Origin of the sequence: Streptosporangium saharense, assembly GCF_014203715.1 — a bacterium.
GTDB classification, from domain to species: Bacteria; Actinomycetota; Actinomycetes; order Streptosporangiales; family Streptosporangiaceae; genus Streptosporangium; species Streptosporangium saharense.
In genome coordinates this window covers 205,286-224,681 of the sequence record NZ_JACHJP010000004.1, presented here as the reverse complement: position 1 = coordinate 224,681, position 19,396 = coordinate 205,286, and the positions used below count along the sequence as shown (strand labels likewise).

The 19,396-nt window shown below is 69.3% G+C and carries 21 protein-coding genes, 2 tRNA genes and 1 other RNA gene; 9 read left to right on the top strand and 15 right to left on the bottom strand.

Features of this window, described 5'->3' with window-relative positions; genetic code table 11:
• The 5 genes from FHS44_RS20695 to FHS44_RS20675 all read right to left on the bottom strand — a co-directional run bounded on the left by FHS44_RS20695 (position 1) and on the right by FHS44_RS20675 (position 3,910).
• Positions 1 to 1,068: an aspartate-semialdehyde dehydrogenase gene (locus tag FHS44_RS20695; RefSeq protein WP_184717091.1), complete on the bottom strand. Its 1,068-nt coding sequence runs from the start codon at positions 1,066 to 1,068 to the stop codon at positions 1 to 3.
• The gene (locus FHS44_RS20690) at positions 1,065 to 2,339 is read right to left on the bottom strand and encodes an aspartate kinase (RefSeq protein ID WP_184717089.1); all 1,275 of its coding nucleotides are present in this window, start codon (positions 2,337 to 2,339) and stop codon (positions 1,065 to 1,067) included. The genes FHS44_RS20695 and FHS44_RS20690 overlap by 4 nt, the downstream gene beginning before the upstream one ends.
• A 91-nt stretch (positions 2,340 to 2,430) precedes the next feature.
• Entirely contained in the window at positions 2,431 to 2,961 is a 531-nt protein-coding gene (locus FHS44_RS20685; protein WP_184717087.1) for a DUF5063 domain-containing protein, read from the bottom strand.
• Positions 2,954 to 3,553: a recombination mediator RecR gene (gene recR / locus FHS44_RS20680; protein WP_184717085.1), complete on the bottom strand. Its 600-nt coding sequence runs from the start codon at positions 3,551 to 3,553 to the stop codon at positions 2,954 to 2,956. The genes FHS44_RS20685 and recR overlap by 8 nt, the downstream gene beginning before the upstream one ends.
• A 3-nt stretch (positions 3,554 to 3,556) precedes the next feature.
• The gene (locus FHS44_RS20675) at positions 3,557 to 3,910 is read right to left on the bottom strand and encodes a YbaB/EbfC family nucleoid-associated protein (RefSeq protein ID WP_184717083.1); all 354 of its coding nucleotides are present in this window, start codon (positions 3,908 to 3,910) and stop codon (positions 3,557 to 3,559) included.
• Between the two features lie 352 nt (positions 3,911 to 4,262).
• Here FHS44_RS20675 and FHS44_RS20670 point away from each other — a divergent pair, with 352 nt between their 5' ends.
• A complete protein-coding gene (locus tag FHS44_RS20670) occupies positions 4,263 to 5,735 on the top strand; it encodes a helix-turn-helix domain-containing protein (RefSeq protein ID WP_184717081.1) in 1,473 nt (490 codons plus the stop codon).
• Between the two features lie 7 nt (positions 5,736 to 5,742).
• On the opposite strand, the gene FHS44_RS20665 is transcribed toward FHS44_RS20670, so the two are convergent.
• Positions 5,743 to 7,908, bottom strand: coding sequence for a DNA polymerase III subunit gamma and tau (locus tag FHS44_RS20665; protein ID WP_184717079.1), 2,166 nt, complete (start codon positions 7,906 to 7,908; stop codon positions 5,743 to 5,745).
• A gap of 31 nt (positions 7,909 to 7,939) precedes the next feature.
• Positions 7,940 to 8,035: signal recognition particle sRNA small type (ffs, locus tag FHS44_RS20660), an RNA gene on the bottom strand.
• A 108-nt stretch (positions 8,036 to 8,143) separates the two neighbouring features.
• On the opposite strand from ffs, the gene FHS44_RS20655 reads away from it, so the two are divergent.
• Positions 8,144 to 8,229: transfer RNA gene (locus FHS44_RS20655), tRNA-Ser, on the top strand.
• Positions 8,230 to 8,305: 76 nt separating this feature from the next.
• On the opposite strand, the gene FHS44_RS20650 is transcribed toward FHS44_RS20655, so the two are convergent.
• On the bottom strand, positions 8,306 to 9,376 hold the full coding sequence (locus tag FHS44_RS20650) for a S1C family serine protease (RefSeq protein ID WP_246435770.1): 1,071 nt from the start codon (positions 9,374 to 9,376) through the stop codon (positions 8,306 to 8,308).
• A gap of 207 nt (positions 9,377 to 9,583) precedes the next feature.
• Here FHS44_RS20650 and ypfJ point away from each other — a divergent pair, with 207 nt between their 5' ends.
• Both ypfJ and FHS44_RS20640 read left to right on the top strand, forming a co-directional pair.
• Positions 9,584 to 10,441 carry a KPN_02809 family neutral zinc metallopeptidase gene (gene ypfJ, locus FHS44_RS20645; protein WP_184717075.1) on the top strand — a complete coding sequence of 286 codons (858 nt, stop codon included), beginning with the start codon at positions 9,584 to 9,586 and terminating at the stop codon, positions 10,439 to 10,441.
• 70 nt (positions 10,442 to 10,511) lie between these two features.
• Entirely contained in the window at positions 10,512 to 10,811 is a 300-nt protein-coding gene (locus tag FHS44_RS20640) for a type II toxin-antitoxin system VapB family antitoxin (protein WP_184717073.1), read from the top strand.
• A 47-nt stretch (positions 10,812 to 10,858) separates the two neighbouring features.
• Here FHS44_RS20640 and FHS44_RS20635 read toward each other — a convergent pair.
• From FHS44_RS20635 to FHS44_RS20620, 4 genes are all read right to left on the bottom strand, one after another.
• Positions 10,859 to 10,948 (bottom strand) — tRNA-Ser (locus FHS44_RS20635).
• Between the two features lie 24 nt (positions 10,949 to 10,972).
• Positions 10,973 to 11,416 carry a tRNA adenosine(34) deaminase TadA gene (gene tadA, locus FHS44_RS20630; RefSeq protein ID WP_184717920.1) on the bottom strand — a complete coding sequence of 148 codons (444 nt, stop codon included), beginning with the start codon at positions 11,414 to 11,416 and terminating at the stop codon, positions 10,973 to 10,975.
• A 23-nt stretch (positions 11,417 to 11,439) separates the two neighbouring features.
• Positions 11,440 to 11,931, bottom strand: a complete 492-nt coding sequence (locus FHS44_RS20625) for a tRNA adenosine deaminase-associated protein (RefSeq protein ID WP_184717072.1) — start codon at positions 11,929 to 11,931, stop codon at positions 11,440 to 11,442.
• 16 nt (positions 11,932 to 11,947) lie between these two features.
• On the bottom strand, positions 11,948 to 12,463 hold the full coding sequence (locus FHS44_RS20620; RefSeq protein ID WP_184717919.1) for a tRNA adenosine deaminase-associated protein: 516 nt from the start codon (positions 12,461 to 12,463) through the stop codon (positions 11,948 to 11,950).
• A gap of 151 nt (positions 12,464 to 12,614) precedes the next feature.
• Here FHS44_RS20620 and upp point away from each other — a divergent pair, with 151 nt between their 5' ends.
• The 5 genes from upp (at position 12,615) to FHS44_RS20595 (ending at position 16,728) form a co-directional block, all read left to right on the top strand.
• Entirely contained in the window at positions 12,615 to 13,253 is a 639-nt protein-coding gene (gene upp, locus FHS44_RS20615) for a uracil phosphoribosyltransferase (RefSeq protein WP_184717071.1), read from the top strand.
• Positions 13,254 to 13,391: 138 nt separating this feature from the next.
• The gene (locus tag FHS44_RS20610) at positions 13,392 to 13,622 is read left to right on the top strand and encodes a hypothetical protein (RefSeq protein ID WP_184717070.1); all 231 of its coding nucleotides are present in this window, start codon (positions 13,392 to 13,394) and stop codon (positions 13,620 to 13,622) included.
• A gap of 287 nt (positions 13,623 to 13,909) precedes the next feature.
• Positions 13,910 to 14,443, top strand: coding sequence for a PH domain-containing protein (locus FHS44_RS20605; RefSeq protein WP_184717069.1), 534 nt, complete (start codon positions 13,910 to 13,912; stop codon positions 14,441 to 14,443).
• 132 nt (positions 14,444 to 14,575) lie between these two features.
• The gene (locus tag FHS44_RS20600) at positions 14,576 to 15,928 is read left to right on the top strand and encodes a helix-turn-helix domain-containing protein (protein WP_184717068.1); all 1,353 of its coding nucleotides are present in this window, start codon (positions 14,576 to 14,578) and stop codon (positions 15,926 to 15,928) included.
• Between the two features lie 110 nt (positions 15,929 to 16,038).
• Positions 16,039 to 16,728 (top strand): FadR/GntR family transcriptional regulator, encoded by a 690-nt coding sequence (locus FHS44_RS20595; RefSeq protein ID WP_184717067.1) that lies wholly within the window; start codon positions 16,039 to 16,041, stop codon positions 16,726 to 16,728.
• A 48-nt stretch (positions 16,729 to 16,776) separates the two neighbouring features.
• On the opposite strand, the gene dnaN is transcribed toward FHS44_RS20595, so the two are convergent.
• From dnaN to FHS44_RS20580, 3 genes are all read right to left on the bottom strand, one after another.
• Positions 16,777 to 17,880 carry a DNA polymerase III subunit beta gene (dnaN, locus tag FHS44_RS20590; protein ID WP_184717066.1) on the bottom strand — a complete coding sequence of 368 codons (1,104 nt, stop codon included), beginning with the start codon at positions 17,878 to 17,880 and terminating at the stop codon, positions 16,777 to 16,779.
• Between the two features lie 144 nt (positions 17,881 to 18,024).
• Complete coding sequence (locus FHS44_RS20585; RefSeq protein ID WP_312863749.1) at positions 18,025 to 18,636, bottom strand: TIGR03086 family metal-binding protein; 612 nt, start codon at positions 18,634 to 18,636, stop codon at positions 18,025 to 18,027.
• A gap of 84 nt (positions 18,637 to 18,720) precedes the next feature.
• Positions 18,721 to 19,305 (bottom strand): hypothetical protein, encoded by a 585-nt coding sequence (locus FHS44_RS20580; protein ID WP_184717064.1) that lies wholly within the window; start codon positions 19,303 to 19,305, stop codon positions 18,721 to 18,723.
• Positions 19,306 to 19,396 lie beyond the last annotated feature (91 nt).

The window sequence follows — 19,396 nt, the reverse complement described above, 5'->3', positions numbered from 1 at the left end:
CTACGCGAGTTCGGCCACGACCAGTTCGGCGATCTCCGCCGCGTTCAGGGCCGCGCCCTTGCGAAGGTTGTCGCCGCAGACGAACAGGTCGAGGGTGTTGAGGAAGTCGAGCGCCTGACGGATCCGGCCCACGTAGGTCGGGTCGGTGCCCACGACGTCGAGAGGGGTCGGGAACACACCGTTGGCCGGGTCGTCCATGACGACCACCGTCGGCGCCGCCTCCAGGATGCGGTGCGCGTCGGCGACGGTGATCTCCCGCTCGAAGGTCGCGTGCACGGCCAGCGAGTGGGTCGTGATCACCGGAACGCGGACGCAGGTCGCGGAGACCCGAAGGTCGTCGATGCCGAGGATCTTCCTGGACTCGTTGCGGAGCTTGATCTCCTCGGAGGCCCAGCCGCCGTCCTTGAGCGAGCCCGCCCACGGCACGACGTTGAACGCGATCGGCGCCGGGAAGGGAGACTCCTCGTCGCCGAGCTTGTTCTGCAGGACCTTGCGCACGTCGCCGACGCTCTGGCCGACCGTCCTGTCACCGGCGAGCGCCTCGACCTCGTCGTAGAGACGCCCGGAACCCGCCACACCAGCACCGGAGACGGCCTGGTAGGAGGCGACGACCAGCTCGCGCAGGCCGTACTCGGAGTGGAGGGCGCCCATCGCGGCCATCATCGACAGCGTGGTGCAGTTGGGGGTCGAGATGATGCCCAGCGGGCGGTTGCGCGCGGCCTGCGGGTTGACCTCGGGCACGACCAGCGGCACCTCGGGGTTCATCCTGAACGTGCCGGACTTGTCGATGGCGACCGCGCCGCGCTCGGCGGCGATCGGCACCCACACGGCGGAGACCTCGTCGGGCACGTCGAAGATCGCGATGTCGACGCCGTCGAAGACCTCGGCGGTCAGTTCCTGGACGACCAGGTCCTCACCGCGGACCCGCAGGACCTTGCCCGCGGACCGGGCGGACGCGACGAGCTTGATCTCGCCGTAGATGTCCTCCCGGTTGGAGATGATGTCGCGCATGACGGTGCCGACGGCACCGGTCGCGCCGATCAGAGCGAGGGTGGGCTTGCGGCTCATCGGCCGGTACCTCCGTAGATCACAGCTTCAACCTGGTCGGCGTCGAGATTGAACGCGCGGTGGGCGGCGCTGACCGCCGAGTCCACCTCGTCCTGTCCGACGATCACCGAGATGCGGATCTCCGAGGTGGAGATCATCTCGATGTTGACCCCCGCGTCCGCGAGGGCGGCGAAGAACGTCGCGGTGACGCCGGGGTGCGAGCGCATGCCCGCGCCGATCAGCGACACCTTTCCGATCTGGTCGTCGAACAGCAGCGTCTCGAAGCCGATGTTCTGCTGGATCTTCTTCAGTGCGGTCAGGGCCGTGGAGCCGTCGCTCGTGGGCAGCGTGAAGGAGATGTCCGTCCGACCGGTCGCGGCAGCCGACACGTTCTGCACGATCATGTCGATGTTGACCTCGGCGTCGGCCAGCGTTTTGAAGATCGTGGCAGCCTCGCCAACCTTGTCGGGAACCCCGACAACGGTGATCTTGGCCTCGCTCCGGTCGTGCGCGACGCCGGAGATGATCGGCTGCTCCATCTGTGTTCCTTCACTGTCGGGGTCGGAGGAGACCCACGTGCCTTCCTTGGTGCTGAACGAGCTTCTTACGTGAATCGGCAGGTCGAAGCGGCGGGCGTACTCGACGCAGCGCAGATGCAGGATCTTGGCGCCGCAGGCCGCCATCTCCATCATCTCCTCGTAGGAGATCCTGGGGATCTTGCGGGCGACCGGGACGATGCGCGGGTCCGCGGTGAAGACCCCGTCCACGTCGGTGTAGATCTCGCACACGTCGGCCTCAAGGGCTGCGGCGAGCGCGACGGCCGTGGTGTCCGAACCGCCCCTGCCGAGCGTGGTGATGTCCTTGGTGTCCTGGGAGACCCCCTGGAACCCGGCCACGATCGCCACCTGACCGTCGCCGACGGCCTCGCGGATCCGGCCGGGCGTCACGTCGATGATGCGGGCGCGGCCGTGCGAGGAGTCGGTGATCACACCGGCCTGGGAGCCGGTGAACGAGCGCGCCTCCTGGCCCAGGTTGGCGATCGCCATCGCCAGCAGCGCCATCGAGATGCGCTCACCCGAGGTGAGGAGCATGTCGAGTTCGCGTCCCGGCGGCAGCGGCGAGACCTGCTGGGCGAGGTCGAGCAACTCGTCGGTCGTGTCGCCCATCGCCGAGACGATCACGACGACGTCGTTGCCGGCTTTTTTCGTCGCGACGATCCGCTGGGCGACCCGCTTGATGCAGGACGCGTCGGCGACGGACGAACCACCGTACTTCTGAACAACGAGCGCCACGAGATGTCTCCGAAGCAATCTAGGGCTGTGGAGCTCTCAGTCTAATGGCGCCCAGGTATCACACTTCTGGTTTGGCCCATTATGTGGACAATCACACCGTTGTGCGCTCTTCGGCGACGTCCAGCCGCGTGTGGGCGACGAGCGCCTGAAGGGCGCGCAGGGCGGCCCCCGCGTGGTTGCCCCAGGTGTTGAAGTAGGAGTACTGCCACCACCACAGCGCCTCAAGAGGACGCCCCGCCTGGTAGTGCCTGAGCCCGTGCAGGAGGTCCGCGGCCACCGCCGTCAGGTCGTCGGACAGCCGGTACGGCGTGACCGAGGTGTCCTTGTAGGGATCGAACACCTCGGCGTAGTCGTCGACCGGACCGAGCCGCTCGGCCAGGGCCGTACGGACGACATCGACGTCCGGGTCCTCGCTCAGGTGCGGCTCCCAGTTGCCGGACAGGATCACGTCCTGACTGGCGCCGAGCTGCGCGCCCGCCGAGCTGACCTGCGCGACCTCGACCAGCAGCAACGGCAGGATGGCGTCGCCGCCCTCGCCGTTCGCCAGCCTGGTCAGGCCGTCGATGTAGTTCTCCGCGTGCCCGGCGACCCGTTCCGCCAGGGCACCCCATGCGTCAGACATCCAGCAGCCTCCTTCCCTCGAACGCGCGGCCCAGGGTAACCTCGTCGGCGTATTCGAGGTCGCCTCCCACGGGCAGCCCGCTGGCCAGTCGTGTGACTCTCAGTCCCATCGGCTTCACCAGACGGGCGAGATAGGTCGCCGTCGCCTCCCCCTCAAGGTTGGGGTCGGTGGCGAGGATCAGCTCGGTGACCTGGCCGTCGGCCAGGCGTGTCATCAGCTCGCGGATGCGCAGGTCGTCGGGGCCGACCCCGTCGATCGGACTGATCGCGCCGCCGAGCACGTGGTAACGCCCGCGGAACTCGCGGGTCTTCTCGATCGCCACGACGTCCTTGGACTCCTCGACCACGCAGATCACGTGGGGATCGCGCCGGGCGTCACGGCAGATCCGGCACTCCTCGTCGGCGGCGACGTTCCCGCAGGTCCGGCAGAAGCGAACCTTGTCCTTGACCTCAAGCAGGGCATGGGCGAGCCGCTTCACGTCGGCGGGCTCTGCGGCCAGCAGGTGGAAGGCGATCCGCTGGGCGCTCTTCGGGCCGACTCCGGGCAGCATGCCCAGCTCGTCGATCAGGTTCTGAACGACCCCCTCGTACATGGCTCAGAACCCGGGTAGCTGACCGAGGCCGCTACCGCCTCCAAGTCCCTGGGCGAGCGGGCCGAGCTTCTCCTGCTGGAGGTCGGCCGCGGCGCGGACCGCGTCCCTGATCGCCGCGATGACAAGGTCGGCGATGGTGTCGGCCGTGTCCTGGGGATCGCCGGGATCGACGGCCTCGGGGCTGATCCGCAGTTCGAGCAGCTCACCGCCGCCGTTGACCGTGGCGACGACCAGTCCGCCGCCCGCCGAGCCCTCGACCTGGGCGTCGTTCAGCTCCTGTTGAGCGCTCACAAGCTGCTGCTGCATGAGCTGTGCCTGCTCCAGCAGTTGCTGCAGGTTGACATCCCCTGGGTTCACCGTCGTTGTGCTCCTCGTCCGTGACGTCAGTCGTCACGAGCCTACGGGGTCGGAGGCGGGTGTTGTACTGGCGCATGCCCGTGTTCCCCCCATGTGGTGACTAAACCCGTTCCGTCGGTTCATGACGGTCCTGTCGGGTCCCGGCCCCCCTCCACGACGTCCGGGACCCGACATCACACGCGCCGGAGCGGCCGCACACGGCGGCGTGTGGTGTGAAGGTAACCGACCTCAGGTTGCACACACGTTGCGATCGTTCAATCACCCTTCGCACTCCCTTTTCGCCGAACCGGTTGCGGGCACCCACTCCGACAACCGATGCTTCGGCAATCGGTCTGAATTCCTGGGGAGCCACATGTCCGGCAGCCGCCGGGAATCCGTCCCGGACCCGAACGCCCATTCGGTACGGCTGCGCCGCCTGCACGAGTCCGTGCTGAGCGGCGCCCGACCACCTGACGGGGCCCTTCGCGGCCTGATCTCCGACTCGTGGCGCAGGTCCATGGACGCGGGAGTCGATCCCGAGGCGAGCGCGGCGCCACCCGCCTTCGAGCGGGAGGACCTCGCGGAGGTCCGTTCCCACCACCCCATGGGCGCCCTGCTGCCGCTGGTCTCGGGAACCCTCCTCGACGCCGCCTCGGCGAGCGCGCACATCCTGATGGTCACCGACGAGGAGGGCCGGGTGCTCTGGCGCGACGGCGACCGCCAGGTGATGGGCATGGCCGACGAGGTCGGGCTCGCCGACGGCTTCCACTGGGGCGAGCGGGCGATCGGGACGAACGGCATGGGCACCGCCCTCGCCACCCGGAGCCCCGTCCACGTCTTCTCCGCCGAACACCTGGTCAGGGCGCTGCACCCCTGGTCCTGCTCGGCGGCGCCGATCGTCGATCCCGACAGCGGCGAGGTGATCGGCTGCGTGGACATCAGCGGCACCATGCACGCCCTGCACCCGACGACCGTTGCCCTCGTCGAGACCACGGCCAAGCTGGCGGAGAGCCACCTCGCGCTGCGCATGCGCGAGCGCGACGACCTGTTCCGTACCCGCAACGACGAACACCTGACGGCGCTGCGCGGCGAGCCCGGCGCACTGGTCACCGCGACGGGCCGCGTCGTCGCCTCCGACCGGACCCGCCACTGGGGTGAGCGCGTACGGCTGCCCGCCTCCGGCGACCGGATCGTGCTGCCCGACGGCGAGACCGCGCTGCTGTCCCCGGTCCGCGACGGTTTCCTGTTACGGGTCCTCGGCGGGGCGGACGCGCCCGTGCTGAGCCTGTCCTTCCTCGGCTCCCGGCATCCGACGGCCGACCTCGACGGCGCCCACGTCCCGCTGTCCCCGCGCCACGCCGAGATCCTCACGGTGCTGGCCCTCAACCCCAGGGGCGTGACGGCCGAACAGCTCTCCTTCCACCTGTACGGCGACGCGGGCAACCCGGTGACGGCCCGCGCCGAGATCCACCGCCTGCGCCTGCAACTCGGCCCCGTGGTCGCGGCCAGGCCGTACCGGCTGACCTGTGTGGTGCGGGCCGACTTCCTCGCCCTGCGCCGCCTGCTCGCCGGTGAGGACGCCGCGGCCGTCGCCCGCGCGTACGGCGGGCCGCTGCTGCCCCGCTCCGACGCCCCCGCGGTCCGTGACGAGCGCGAGGAGCTCGAATGCCGGGTCCGCGCCCATCTCCTGACCCGTGGCTCTCCCGACGACCTGTGGGCCTACGCCAACACCGAGGGGGCGAGGGGCGACGTCCACGTCCTGGAGCGGCTCGTCGCCATGCTTCCCCCCGGCGACCACCGCGCGGTGACCGCCGCGATCCGCCTTGCCGCCCTCGGCCCGTTCTGACGGAGCGTCAGGAGTGGTCGATCTCCTCGATGATCCGGCCGCCGAGCTCACGCTGGATGAGGGCTATGCCGGTGAGCGTGTCGATGTCGGCGTCGGTGAGCGGATCGACCTCGTCGGAGCCGGCCGCCCTGCCCGGTACGGTCTCCGGCCAGGCCGTCTTGGAGGCGGCGGCCCTCGGCCCGGTCTGGGCGGCGGCCCTGGCGGCCGAGCGCGCTGCGGCCAGTCCTGGGCTGGGCGGCGGAGGCGAGCCCGGGTCCTCGGGCAGCGGGGCGTCCGGCCACGACTCGTCGGTCGCGGGCGGACTCTGGCGGGGCTGCGCCTGCGGAGCCTGCGGGGCCTGAGGAGCCCGCTGGACCTCCTGGGAAGGCGGCGCCGCGGGCGGGGCCGTACCTCCCGCCGGTCCCGCGGCGGGCCCCGCAGCGGGCGCCTGGGCTGATCCCTGCGCGGGCGCCTGGGGGGCCGTCTGAGGGGGCTCGTGGCGCGGTGGGACGGGCGGCGGAGCCTGCGGGCGGGGAGCGGCGGGGGCGGGTGAGCCGCCGACGACGGCCTCGACCTTCCAGTTGCCGCCGAGCACGTCCTGCAGCGCCGCCGCGACCACCACGTCCTTGCCGCCGCCGACGAAGTTGCGCATCGCGCCGACCTGGGCGAAGCCCAGCGTGACGACCCTGCCCTCGACCCCGACGACCTGGGCGTTGGTGTTGACGTTCGCCCAGACGACGATGCTGCGCTGCTTGAGGACCGCGAGCACCTGCGGCCAGGCCTGCTGCACCCCCGCCGCGTCGGCCCCCAGGGCTCCCACCGGCCCCGCGGAAGGAGCCACGACCGGAGTCTCCGCCTGGGGCGCGGTTTGGGCTCCCGGCCGCGTGGGAGCGGGCCAGTCGTCGTCCTTACCCCGATCAGGTACGGCTGCCGCGGGCGCCGCCTGGACCGGAGCAGCCTGCGTGGGAGCCGGGGTCTGGACGACGACCGCGGGGGCCGGTGCGGGCGCGGGCGTGGGCGCCGCCTGGACCACCGTGACCCCGCCGCGTTCAAGCCGTTCGAGCCGGGTCAGCAGCGCTGTCTCGTCCCGGGAGACCCCGGGCAGCAGCGTCCTGGCGCACATCAGCTCAAGCAGCAGCCGGGGCGAGGCCGCCCCGCGCATCTCGGTCAGCCCCTCGTTGAAGATCTCCGCCGCGCGGGTCAGCTCGGCCGGCCCCATCGAGGACGCCTGCTGCTGGAGCCGTTCCAGCTCGTCACCGGGACGGTCGAGCAGCCCGCTGGTCGCGGCCTCTGGCACGTTCGCCAGGATCACCAGGTCACGGAAGCGCTCCAGCAGGTCCATCGCGAACCTGCGAGGGTCGTGACCGCCCTCGATCACCCGGTTCACGGCCTGGAAGACCTTCGCCCCATCGCGGGCCGCGAACGCGGAGACCATGTCGTCGAGCAGGTCGCCATCGGTGTAGCCGAGCAGGGAGACCGCACGGGCGTAGGTGATGCCCGCCTCGTCGGAGCCGGCGAAAAGCTGGTCCAGGATCGACAGCGAGTCACGGGCCGACCCGGCGCCCGCCCTGACCACCAGCGGCAGCGCGGCGGGCTCGAACGGGACGTTCTCCGAGGTGAGGATCTCCTCCATGAGCGTGCGCAGCGAGGCGGACGGGATCAGCCGGAAGGGATAGTGGTGGGTGCGGGACTTGATCGTCCCGATGACCTTCTCCGGCTCGGTGGTCGCGAAGACGAACTTCAGGTGCGGCGGAGGCTCCTCGACGAGCTTGAGCAGCGCGTTGAACCCCTCGCGGGTCACCATGTGCGCCTCGTCGATGATGTAGATCTTGAAGCGCGCGGAGACGGGTGCGAAGAAAGCTCGTTCCCGCAGGTCGCGGGCGTCGTCCACACCACCGTGCGAGGCGGCGTCGATCTCGATGACGTCGAGGTGGCCGGGCCCCGTCGGCGCCAGCGCCACGCACGACTCGCACTCTCCGCAGGGATCGGGGGTCGGCCCCTTCTCGCAGTTCAGCGAACGGGCCAGGATGCGCGCGCTGGAGGTCTTGCCGCAGCCCCTGGGGCCGCTGAACAGATAGGCGTGGTTGATCCGGCCGCTTCGCAGCGCCTGCCGCAGCGGCTCGGTGACGTGCTCCTGGCCCTTGACCTCGGCGAAGGTCCCGGGCCGGTACTTGCGGTACAGCGCAAGACTCATGCGACGATCCCACCTGCGAGGGAGCCTGCAACGAAGAGACCCCTCGCACACCCGCCAGAGCCTGCTTATCCTTGCTGCCTTCCGACCCTGGGGAGGTTCACAGGATGACGCCGCGCGAGGGGTCCTGGCACAGTCTAGCCTCTGCGGCGAGTGCTCGGCGTCCCGAACGCCCACCGAAGAACATGCCTCGAATATGTGGTCAACGCACTGCCGAAAGTTCGGTAAGCTTCTCCACGGAGGATTCGCCTAGTTGGCCTAGGGCGCACGCTTGGAAAGCGTGTTGGGGGCAACCCCTCAGGAGTTCGAATCTCCTATCCTCCGCGCTTGGTTGAGCAGCAGAAGCGAAGGGCCCGGACTATCCACCCGGGCCCTTCGTGCTGTCCGGCCCCTGTAGTGCTCAGTCGCCACGGGAGGTGCCGAGCCGTACGGTCGTGGTGGTGGTCGAGCCGTCGGGGTTGAGGAGCTCCACCTTGGCGGAGTCGCCGGGCCTGTGGGCGGCGAGCGCGCGGGCGAGGTCCTGCGCGGTCAGGACCGGCGTGTCGTCGAGTGCGACGATCACGTTGCCCGGCCTGAGCGCTGTCTGCGTCCCGCCTCCCCGGCCCGGCTCCTGGGCCGTCCGCATGACCCCGACGCCGGTCGGCCTGCCGTGCCGGTCGACCACGGTCTGCGCCATGACGCCGAGGCCCGCCTGGTCGGCGTCGGTGACCTCGCCCTTCTCGACGAGCTGGCGGACGACGCGGCTCACGGTGTTGGACGGGATGGCGAAGCCGATGCCGGGGAGGACGCTGCCCGTCTCGACGCTCACCAGGTCGGCGACCAGCACGCCGACGACCTGACCCGCGAGATCGACCAGGGCGCCGCCGCTGTTGCCCGGGTTGATCGCGGCCGAGGTCTGGATGAGGCCGGTCGCGGTCGGGGCCACGGTCTCGTGTCCTTCCGCCGAGAACTGGACGGTCCTGTTCAGCCCGGAGACGATGCCGTCGGTCACGCTGCCCGACAGGCCGAGCGGGTTGCCCATGGCCAGCACGATCTGGCCGATGGCGAGCTGGTCGGAGTTCCCGAACCCGGTGGGGACGAGGCCCGACGCGTCGTCCACCTTGATCACAGCCAGGTCCCCCGGCTTGTAGGTCCCGACGAGCCTGGCCGTACGGGGAGCGCCGCCGGTGGCGAGCATGACCTCGAACCGCTTGGCGTCACCGACCACGTGGGCGTTGGTCACGATGTGTCCGAGGGTGTCGTAGACGATGCCCGACCCCTCGCTGATCTCCTTGCCCGACTGCGAGGTGATCTGCACGACGGACGGCAGCACCCTGGCGATGCCCCTGCGGTAGTCGGCCTCCAGCGTCAGCGGACCCCTCGCCGCGGGGACGGCCACGGCGGATCCGCTGCCGAGGGGACCGGTTTCGAGGTCCGCCTTGTTGGGTGGCCGCGGGTCGGCACCCGGACCGCTGCCGAGGACCACGGCCATCACAAAGAGCACATTGGTGATTACCATCCGCGTTTGCCACATGTGACGATATTTCCCTCGTCGGCGGTGAAAAGCTGCAGGTGGGGGATATATTTCGTGCAAGTCGATGCCGCCGAGCCCGCCGCCGGGACGCGGAGCCGTACCCGAGGCATGTCCGGGCCCGTGGAGGGCAGTTGGGGGTCCAAGCGGATCGAAGGGACGTCTGCGATGGATTTCAGGGACGACGCCCGGCTGGACAGCTCACAGGTGGAGAGCGGCGGCCGTAGAGGGATCCCCGGCGGTGGTCTCGCGGTCGGCGGGGGCGCGGCCGGGATCATCGCGCTCATCGTGGCTCTGGTGTTCGGCATCGACCCCGGCGGCATCGTCGGCGGGAGCGACCCCGCCCCGGTCGGGCCGGGAACCGACCTGGCGGCCAAGTGCAAGACGGGCCAGGACGCCGACCAGAACGAGGAGTGCCGGGTGGTCGGGGTGGTCAACAGCATCCAGGACTACTGGCCGACGGTCGTGCAGGGCTACCAGCCGGCCAAGACGGTGATGTTCTCCGGCCAGGTGAACACCGCCTGCGGCGCGGCCGACGCCTCGGTCGGCCCGTTCTACTGCCCGGCCGACCAGAAGGTCTATCTCGACCTGAGTTTCTTCGACGAACTGCGCACCCGTTTCGGAGCGGAAGGCGGTCCGTTCGCCCAGGCGTACGTCATCGGGCACGAGTACGGCCACCACGTGCAGAACCTCCTGGGCACCAACGCCAAGGCCCAGGGCGACCGGCAGGGAGCGCAGAGCGGCTCGGTCAGGCTTGAGCTGCAGGCCGACTGCTACTCCGGCGCGTGGGCGAAGAACGCCTACAAGACAGGCCTGTTCGAGAAGCCTTTCACCCAGCAGGACATCCAGCAGGCCCTGAGCGCCGCCTCCGCGGTGGGGGACGACAGCATCCAGGAACGCACCCAGGGCCGGGTGAATCCGGACGCCTTCACCCATGGAACGTCGGCGCAGCGTGTCAAGTGGTTCACCACCGGTTACGAGTCCGGGGACCCCAACCGCTGCGACACCTTCTCGGGAAGCATCTGAGGCCGTCGCTGACCTGGGAGAAGGGCAGCCCGGCAGGCAAAGAGTCCGAATCTCTCATAAACTACGTACTGTGATCTTCAAGCTGGTCAGTGATGGACGGCCCTACCCCGAGCACGGTCTCTCGCATCGCGAGTGGGCGCAGATACCGCCGCGGCAGGTCCGCCTCGACACGTTGATCACCACGAAGACGGTGCTCGACCTGCACTCGCTGCTCGCCAAGGACTCGACCTTCTACGGCGACCTGTTCCCGCACGTGGTCCAGTGGCGCGGCGAGCTCTATCTGGAGGACGGCCTGCACCGGGCCCTGCGCTCGGCCCTGCACCAACGCTCGATCCTGCACGCCCGCGTCCTCGAACTCCCCGAGGACTGAGGACACGAAGAAGGGCTCCCGGCGAACCGGGAGCCCTTCTGACTTCGTGGCGGTGGAGGTGGGATTTGAACCCACGGATAGGTTGCCCCATCACACGCTTTCGAGGCGTGCGCCCTCGGCCACTAGGCGACTCCACCGCCGAGCAGCTTACCGGATATCCGCTATTGCTCGCGCATCCGGCGAGAGGCGAAGAACTCGGTGAGGACCGTGGCACACTCCTCGGCCAGCACCCCCATGACAACCTCGGGCCTGTGGTTGAGACGGCGGTCCCTCAGCACGTCCCACAGCGAGCCCGCCGCGCCCCCCTTGGGATCGACGGCGCCGTAGACGACCCGGTCCACCCTGGCCAGCACCGCGGCCCCCGCGCACATCGTGCACGGCTCAAGGGTGACAACCAGCGTGCAGCCGGTCAGCCGCCACTCGCCACGGGCCAGGGCGGCCCGCCGCAGGGCCAGGACCTCGGCGTGCGCGGTCGGGTCGGCCAGGGACTCACGGTCGTTGCCCGCCTCGGCCAGCACGGTCCCGTCACCGTCGAGGACGACCGCGCCGATCGGCACCTCGCCCCTGGCGCCCGCCTCCGCGGCCTGACGCAGGGCCAGCCGCATCCCCGCGGCGTACGCCTGCGAGGTCACCGGAGCCGGTCGAGCTCGTCCGCGAAGGCCAGCCGCTCGGCGATCACCGAGAGCGTGTCCGCGGGGAGCGCGCCCTCCTCCATGCTCAGCTCGACCAGTTCCTCCGGGCTCAGCCCCAGGTCGCTCAGCAGCTCGAAGTCGCCCGCGGGCCGTACACCGAGGTCGGGGGTCTCCTTGTCGGGGGCGACCCCGGCCAGCTCGGTGAACAGCTCGCCGAGCCCGTCCGTCAGGCCCGCCTGGGCGTCGGACAGGAAAGCCCGCGGCTCCCGGTCTCCCTCGTAGCGGACGATGGCGAACCACTCGTCCTCGACCTCGACGCACAGCAGGGCCAGCTCGTCACCGTTGAGCCCCAGACTCTCTTGCACTGCGTCGCCCAGATCATCGGATATCTCCGCGGCGCCGAGATCGACCTCGGCGCCGTTCCATCCGTCCTCGGTGCGGACGAAGGCCGCGGAGAACACACTGCCAGCGGGTTGCCTGGAGGACATTGCCGGTCTCCCGGGGTCAGCCGAACACAGAGTCGATCGCGCGCTCGAAGGGCTCGGAGAATCCCAGACGGGCGGCGATGCTGGACAGCACGTCCTCGGGAAGGAGGTCGATGTCCCCGGAGAGGATGCCGAGCTCCATCTCGTCGAGCCCCAGGTCGGCGAAGATCGAGAGGTCCCCGGCGGGCAGGGCCGTCTCCTCGTCCTGGAGGATCGCGTCCAGTTCGTCCTCGTCGGGCACCGGCACGTCGAGGTATTCCAGCGCCTGCCGCGCGAGGGGGAAGTCCCAGGACGCGGCGATGTCGGAGAGGAAGACCTCCACATGCTCACCGAACACTCGTAACGCCACGAAGAACTCATCCCCAACGGCGACCAGGCCAATCGTCCCGTTGATGCTCGGCTGCTGGCGCAGGGCGTGGATGAGGCCCTCAAGGTCGGAGGTGAGCGCGACGGGAAGCAGCTCCGCCTCCCAGCTGTCGTCCTCGCGATAGACGACGATGGCAAAGTCCAGAGGGTCTTCGTCTGACATGGCCATCCCCACCGGTGCGTTCGCTACGGACGTCAATGCTTTCAGAAGCACCGCGTCGCCGTACGCTTCCGGCGCCAAATTGTGATCCAAATCCGGGTGAGCGGGCGATGTCGCCCCGCTGTCTTGGGCCGGGCCGTCCGGGATAGCGTTGGCCTCCATGGAGACCCTCGTCGTCGAGCACCCGCTGGTGGCGCACAAGCTGACCGCCCTCAGGGACGCGCGCACGGACTCGCCCACCTTCCGGCGCCTGGCCGACGAGCTGGTGACGTTGCTGGCCTACGAGGCGACCCGGCACGTCCGCGTCACGGGCGTGACCGTCGAGACCCCGGTCGCCAAGGCCCGAGGTGTACGGCTGGCGCAGCCGTACCCGCTGGTGGTGCCGATCCTGCGCGCGGGCCTGGGCATGCTGGACGGCATGACCCGGCTGCTGCCGACGGCCGAGGTCGGCTTCCTGGGGATGATCCGCAACGAGGAGACGCTCAAGGCGGAGACCTACGCGACACGGCTGCCCGACGACCTGTCCGGGCGTCAGGTGTACGTGGTCGATCCGATGCTGGCCACGGGGGGCACGCTGGCGGCGGCGATCCGGTTCCTGTTCGACCGCGGCGCCGACGACGTGACCGCGCTGTGCCTGCTGGCCGCCCCCGAGGGGATCGCCCACATGGACGAGGCCTTCGCCGGCAGTGACAGGCCTATCCGCCTGGTGACCGCCGCCCTTGACGAACGGCTGAACGAGCACGGCTACATCGTCCCCGGCCTGGGTGACGCGGGGGACCGCCTCTACGGCGTGGTCTGAAGATCTTCCCGGTGTGGAGGGAGTCGTTACCTCCCCCCTTCGTTACTCAACGTGCTTGAATGGGTACGAGCGGTGACGAGGACATCTCTTCCGTGTTCCCGGCCGGGGGATGGCCGCGGGCACACACCAGGGAGAAACATGAGCGAGCGGACCATCCCGGACCAGGAGCCGGACCCGTACGAGCACGTCAGTGCCGCGTTGCGGAACGAGTTCTCCGAGGTCCACCCGGCGGCCACGGTGACCCGCTGCATCCAGGCGGCGCACTACGGCGCGCTTGAGGTGACCGGCCAGGCCCATCCGGTGCTGGTCGAACGGATCGCCCGCAAGCACCTTGAGGTCCTCGCGCTGGCCGCGAGTGAAGGCGGGTGACGAAAGTCACACCGTCCCGGCCGGGTTCCGTCGCGGAGATCGTGACCCGGTCGTGGAAGTCGCTTTACCTCGCGAATGGCATGGGTAATGTATACGGCGGGTGCAGTGGGTGAGTGGTCGTAGGAGGCCGCAGTGCAGGTCAAGAAGGTTCTGACGTACAGCGCCATTGCTTTTGTGGCGTTCTACCTCTTCACAAGACCGGGTGACGCAGCGAACACAGTTAGGGGCGCCATGGACACCATGTTCAACGCGGCCAATTCTCTGGCCCAATTCGTATCCCATCTGTCATGAGGCTGGTGACCCACGGGGACTCGGCTCCCGCGTCGGTCAACCGCTACCTACTCCCCCACGAGCAACAAGTAATCATGGTACGGCTTCACCCGGCCGTACTGCTTCGCCCCATCGCCGAGGTCTTCGGTGGTCTGATCCTGGCCGGCCTGCTCAGCAGGTGGTTCGGGGGACAGAGTGCCGGGGGCACCGCCCTGGTGATCGTCTGGTGGGCATGGCTCCTCCTTTTGATCCGTTTTGTGTGGAAAGTGGCGGAATGGTCGGTTGAGCATTTCATCGTCACCTCCAAGCGCGTTCTGCTCACCACCGGCCTCATCACGCGCAAGGTGGACATGATGCCGCTCGGCAAGGTGACCGACATGAGCTTCCAGCGCTCACTGCTCGGTCGCATGCTGGGATACGGCGAGTTCGTCCTGGAGTCAGCGGGTCAGGACCAGGCTCTGTCGAGGATCAACTTCATCCCCTATCCGGAGACCATCTACCTAGAGGTCTGTCAGATGCTCTTCCCCGGCGGCAACGATTCGGATGATTAGTGCCCCTATGTCCCGTATGACATAGGGGCCCGAAGAGTCCGCAGGTGGATTCTCTTCACGTGGGGTTACCGATTCGACTGCTTCGTGCAATCATGGCGGGAACATTGACCATCCCCCGCCCTGAGAGATCAGATGCCGAGTCAGGGAACCATCGGTGACCGCGTCCGCGGACTGCGGCTGAGTAGGCGCATGTCTCAGGCCCAGCTGGCAGGGCCTGACCTCTCCGACAGTTATGTCTCCCTCATCGAGTCCGGCAAGCGCACGCCGACCCCCGTGGTCGCGCGTCTTCTCGCCGAACGGCTGGGGTGCACTACCGAGTTCTTGCTGCACGGGATCGAGCCGCGCCAGCGGATCGACACCGAGCTCGGCCTGCGCCACGCAGAGCTTGAGCTGCAGCATGGCGACCCCGGGGTCGCCGCGGAACGGTTCGGCGAGATCGTCAAGGTCGCCGGCGAGGAGAACGCCATGCTGGCCGCGCACGCGCGGCTGGGACGGGCTCGCTCGCTGGAGGCCCAGGACCGAGTCGGACCAGCGGTAGAGGCGTTCGAGCGGCTCCGCCGCGAGGCCGCCGCGCACCCCGAGCGGCTGGCAGACCTTCCTCTGACGGTCGCGCTGAGCCGCTGTTACCAGCGCGCGGGCGACACGCTCCGCGCGCACGATCTGGCCACCTACGCCCTCAGCCAGGTCAACCACCTGGCGTTGACGCAGGGCGAGATCGCGATCGAACTGGCCGCCGCGCTGGTGGAGACCGAGGCTGCCAGGCCCCAGTCTCCGGGCCTGTCGTATGTCAGGCACATCCTGGCGGTCAACGGCGTCCCGTCGGTGGTCAACCGCACCGCCGAGATCCACTCCCTCTGGCAGGCGAGCGTCGCCGCGGCGGAGGGTGAGGACTCGGCACTGGCGGTACGGCTCGCCGACGACGCCATCGCGACCGGCCGACCCGCCCGGATGGCCTTCCGCCTCGCCGGGATCGCACTGGAATGGGCGAGACTCACGGTCTCTCTCGGAACCTCCTCCGAGGAGGTCTACGAGTTGGCCACCGCTGCCAGCGGGGTCTTCGCCACGTTCGACGAGAAGGTCAACGAGTACGCGGGAAGCCTCGTGGTCCTGGCCCGTCTCCAGCTCGGGAGCGGTAACCCGGACGGCGCGGTGAACCTGGCCTCGTCGGCCCTCGACACGCTGTCCGGACAGGCCAGCCCGACCGCCGCAGCCGCGCACCTGGTCCTTGCCCAGGCCGCGCTCTCGCGGGGAGAGGGTGGGGTCCTGCCACGGCTGAACACCGCGGGGGAGCTTCTGCATGCCCTGCGTTCGGAGCGGTCCAATCCTGACCGTGAGGTGGCGCGTGCCTGGCGTGAGCTGGGCGACCTCTACGGCAGGGTCGGCGCGGGAGAGGAACAGACCAACGCGTATCGTAAGGCTCTTGAGGCAGCGGGAGTCCGCGACGCGATGGTGGGAATGACGGTCGATTCGACACTGGTTCGATAAAGCAATCCGCCTCCTCCGGCGCTCCGGATTTGTTTTTCTGCCTCCGGAATAACTAGGGTCTACCAGTCATTGACTCATAGGATGATTGGTTTCTCCGGAGGAGGCGGACTGTGAGTCTGCGTACGGCGCAGCGGGCGTCTCTCGTTGACCAGGTGATCGACCAGCTCAAAGAGCAGATCACGTCGAACTCCTGGAAGATGAACACGAAGATTCCCACCGAGACCGTGCTCGCCGAGCAGCTCGGGGTCGGGCGCAACACCGTGCGGGAGGCCGTGAGAGCGCTCACCCACGCCGGTCTGCTCGAATGCCGACAGGGTGACGGCACCTACGTCCGCGCGACGAGCGAACTCTCCGGTGCCATGCTGCGGCGACTGCGTGCCGCCGAGCAGCTGGAGATCCTGGAGGTACGGCGCGCCCTCGAGGTCGAGGCCGCCAGGCTGGCTGCCACCCGGCGCACCGAGGCCGACATCGCCCACATCGAGGCCGCGCTGGCCAACCGGGAGCAGGCCTGGGAGTCGGGTGAGCCGACCGCCTTCGTCGAGGCGGATCTCGCCTTCCACGTCGCCGTCGTCCAGGCGACCCACAACCTGGTCCTCATCGACCTCTACGAGGACTTCTCCGCCGCCCTGCGGGCCAGCATCACCGCCGCGGGCACCTCGCTCAACAGCACCTACATCCCGCACGACGCCATCGCCCGCGCCATCACGGCCGGCGACGCCGCCGCGGCCGAGCGCGCCGGTCACGCGTGCATGGAGCACATCCTGATCGCCCTCACCGAGGCGCAGGAACTCACCAGTTGATCTTCGGGCGGCCCACGGCAGGTGGGCCGCCGTTTTCCCTCTCCGGGGTCAGACGCCCACGCGCAGGGACATCACGAGGTAGCGGAAGGCCGGTTCCGCGTCTCCCGGCACCTCGGTGATGAGGGCGGGACGGCTGGACGACTGCATGTTGAGCCGTACGAACTCGGTCTCGACACCGCTCAGGCCGTCCAGCAGGAAGTGCGACTGGAAGGCGATCTGGATCTCCTCGCCGGTCAGCTCGGCGTCGAGCACCTCGGTGCCCCGGCCGATGTCGCCACCGCCCGCCTGGATGAGCACCTGGCCGTGACCGAAGGTGAGCCTGATCGCGGTGTTGCGCTCGGCGACCAGCGCGACCCGCTTGATCGCCTCGACGAAGGGGGCGACCCGGATGTCCGCCCTGATCGGCCAGTCGGCGGTCAGGCGGGCGCGGTAGTCGATGAACTGCTCGTCGAGCAGCCGGACCGTGGTGCTCCTGCCGAGGCTCTCGAACCCGGCGAGCCCGTCGCCCAGGCCGATCGAGACCTCTCCGCCGCGCAGTGACTTCGCCACCTCGACGAGCACCCGGGCCGGGACCATCGCGGCGGCCGTGACGTCCGGCTGCTCGGGGCGCCACTCGAACTCCCTGGCCGCGATGCGGTAGCGGTCGGTGGCGGCCATGGTCACCTGCTCGCCCGCGATGTCGACGCGGACGCCGGTCAGCATGGGGAGGGTCTCGTCACGGCTGGCGGCGGGCGCGACCTGGCCGACCGCGCTCGCGAAGACCCCGCCGCCGACCGCCCCGATCTTCCGCGGGATCTCGGGCAGCGTCGGGAAGTCCTCGACGGGCATGGTGAGCAGGCCGAACTCGGCGCTTCCGCAGGTCAGCACCGCCTCCGACCCGTCGGTGACGATCTCGACGGGCTGGGCGGGCAGGCTGCGGGTGATCTCGGCGAGGACGCGGCCGGGGATGAGCACCCTGCCGGGCTCGGCGACGTCGGCCTCGATCGTGGCGCGGGCGGAGACGTCGTAGTCGAAGGCCGACAGCACCAGGTCCTCACCGTCGGCCTTGAGCAACAGGCCGGAGAGCACGGGAACGGCCGGGCGGTTCGGCAGGGCACGAGCGGCCCAGACCACGGCGTCGGCCAGGACATCACGGTTGACCCGGAACTTCACCTGAGCATCCCTTCGTCCCGAACGGCACCACCACATGCGGTGGCCGTACTCCGGAGAACGGTAGCCGTTCCTACCGACAAACCGCTGATACTGACATATCACTCAGTCGGTCGGTGGTCACGCTGCGTTCCCGTGTCCCGGGGTTCAGGAGGCGGGGGTCCAGTCAGGGGTACGGCCCAGCACGGCGAGGACGCGGTCGAAACGCGACGTGGTCCCGTCCACGGGCAGGCCCGGCTGGAAGGCGGCTCCCGGCCTGGTGCGCCGTTCGTCGTCGGGAACCGCCAGGGCGATCGGCCAGGCGGCCTCGACCAGGTCCGGCTCTGGCCGGTAGTCGACGCCGATGGAGCGGGCCACGTCCCAGGCGTGCACCAGGTAGTCGATGAAGTGGAAGCCGATGGCCCGCGTGGCGGGGAAGACCGGCTTGCCGCCCGGCTCCGGCGGGGCGAACTCGGGCAGCGTGAAGCCCCGTTCGAGCACGCCGTCCTCGGCGAACGCCGCGAGCACCTCCTCGGCCGCCTTGGTGTAGAGCGGGACGGCGTCGCTCCCGAGCGGCTTCACCTTCCAGATCTCCGGGTCGGCTCCCGCGCCCCTGGCGGCGGCGGCGAAGCCGTGGTGCTGGACGGTCATGTGGGCGAGCAGGTCGGCCAGCGTCCATCCCGCGCACGGCGTCGGCCTGCCGAGGTCGTCAACCGTCACCTCGGCCACCACGTCCACGCTGGCCCGCACCGCGCGCCGGTCGAACTCCTGAATGCTCACGAAAGCCCCCTTCGATCCGTTGACGACAGCCTCCATCATCACCGCTGTTCGCCCAAGCGAACCGAAGGGGGCACACGGGCTGGATCAGCCGGCGAGCGTCACCAGGGCGGACAGGTACTTCGTGGTGCCGTTCTCGTCACCCTGGTGCTGGCGGCCGATCATGACCTGGCCGTTGCCCGCCTGCCACGAGTGCTTGCTCTCCTTCAGAGCGCCACTCCACGTCGGAGCGGAGGAGAAGCGCAACTGCTGGCCCTGCCAGAAGAACATGCCCGCGAGGTACTTCGTGGAGCCGTTCTCGTCGCCCGAGTGCCACCTGCCGACGATGGCCTGGTCGTTCGGTGCGACGTAGTGCGACCTGCTCTCCTTCAGGGGGCCGCTCCACAGCCCCAGCACCACGTGCTGGACCGGCTGGTCGTTGACGGTGATCGAGCTGCAGTAGTAGGTGGTGTAGCCGTTCTCGTCACCCGAGTGGGAACGGCCGGTCAGCACCTGGTTGGTGGGGCAGGTGAACCACACCCCGGCCGACTCCTTCACGGTCGAGGTGGTCTTGAGCTGGACCTTGACCGTCACGGCGAGGGTGGTCGGCGCTGCGGACGCGGGGGCCGCGGTCAGGGTCGCCAGTGCGGCCGTCGCGATCGCGACGGGCAAAGCCTTCTTGTACACGTTCATGTTCTCCGGCCTCCGTGGTTGTTCGGTGTGTGCCAAGAGCGCGTGATGACGGCTCAGGCCGTCCCGGGAACGGCGATCACATGGTGGCCGT

Bases quoted from the DNA above. Each gene is read 5' to 3' on its own strand.
- ypfJ (WP_184717075.1), top strand. From the start codon at position 9,584: ATGGATTTCAGGGACGACGCCCGGCTGGACAGCTCACAGGTGGAGAGC.
- upp (WP_184717071.1), top strand. From the start codon at position 12,615: ATGGAGACCCTCGTCGTCGAGCACCCGCTGGTGGCGCACAAGCTGACC.
- FHS44_RS20610 (WP_184717070.1), top strand. From the start codon at position 13,392: ATGAGCGAGCGGACCATCCCGGACCAGGAGCCGGACCCGTACGAGCAC.
- FHS44_RS20695 (WP_184717091.1), bottom strand. From the start codon at position 1,068: ATGAGCCGCAAGCCCACCCTCGCTCTGATCGGCGCGACCGGTGCCGTC.
- FHS44_RS20670 (WP_184717081.1), top strand. From the start codon at position 4,263: ATGTCCGGCAGCCGCCGGGAATCCGTCCCGGACCCGAACGCCCATTCG.
- FHS44_RS20600 (WP_184717068.1), top strand. From the start codon at position 14,576: ATGCCGAGTCAGGGAACCATCGGTGACCGCGTCCGCGGACTGCGGCTG.
- tadA (WP_184717920.1), bottom strand. From the start codon at position 11,416: ATGCGGCTGGCCCTGCGTCAGGCCGCGGAGGCGGGCGCCAGGGGCGAG.
- FHS44_RS20665 (WP_184717079.1), bottom strand. From the start codon at position 7,908: ATGAGTCTTGCGCTGTACCGCAAGTACCGGCCCGGGACCTTCGCCGAG.
- FHS44_RS20580 (WP_184717064.1), bottom strand. From the start codon at position 19,305: ATGAACGTGTACAAGAAGGCTTTGCCCGTCGCGATCGCGACGGCCGCA.
- FHS44_RS20620 (WP_184717919.1), bottom strand. From the start codon at position 12,463: ATGGCCATGTCAGACGAAGACCCTCTGGACTTTGCCATCGTCGTCTAT.
- FHS44_RS20625 (WP_184717072.1), bottom strand. From the start codon at position 11,931: ATGTCCTCCAGGCAACCCGCTGGCAGTGTGTTCTCCGCGGCCTTCGTC.
- FHS44_RS20685 (WP_184717087.1), bottom strand. From the start codon at position 2,961: ATGTCTGACGCATGGGGTGCCCTGGCGGAACGGGTCGCCGGGCACGCG.
- recR (WP_184717085.1), bottom strand. From the start codon at position 3,553: ATGTACGAGGGGGTCGTTCAGAACCTGATCGACGAGCTGGGCATGCTG.
- FHS44_RS20605 (WP_184717069.1), top strand. From the start codon at position 13,910: ATGAGGCTGGTGACCCACGGGGACTCGGCTCCCGCGTCGGTCAACCGC.
- FHS44_RS20650 (WP_246435770.1), bottom strand. From the start codon at position 9,376: ATGGCCGTGGTCCTCGGCAGCGGTCCGGGTGCCGACCCGCGGCCACCC.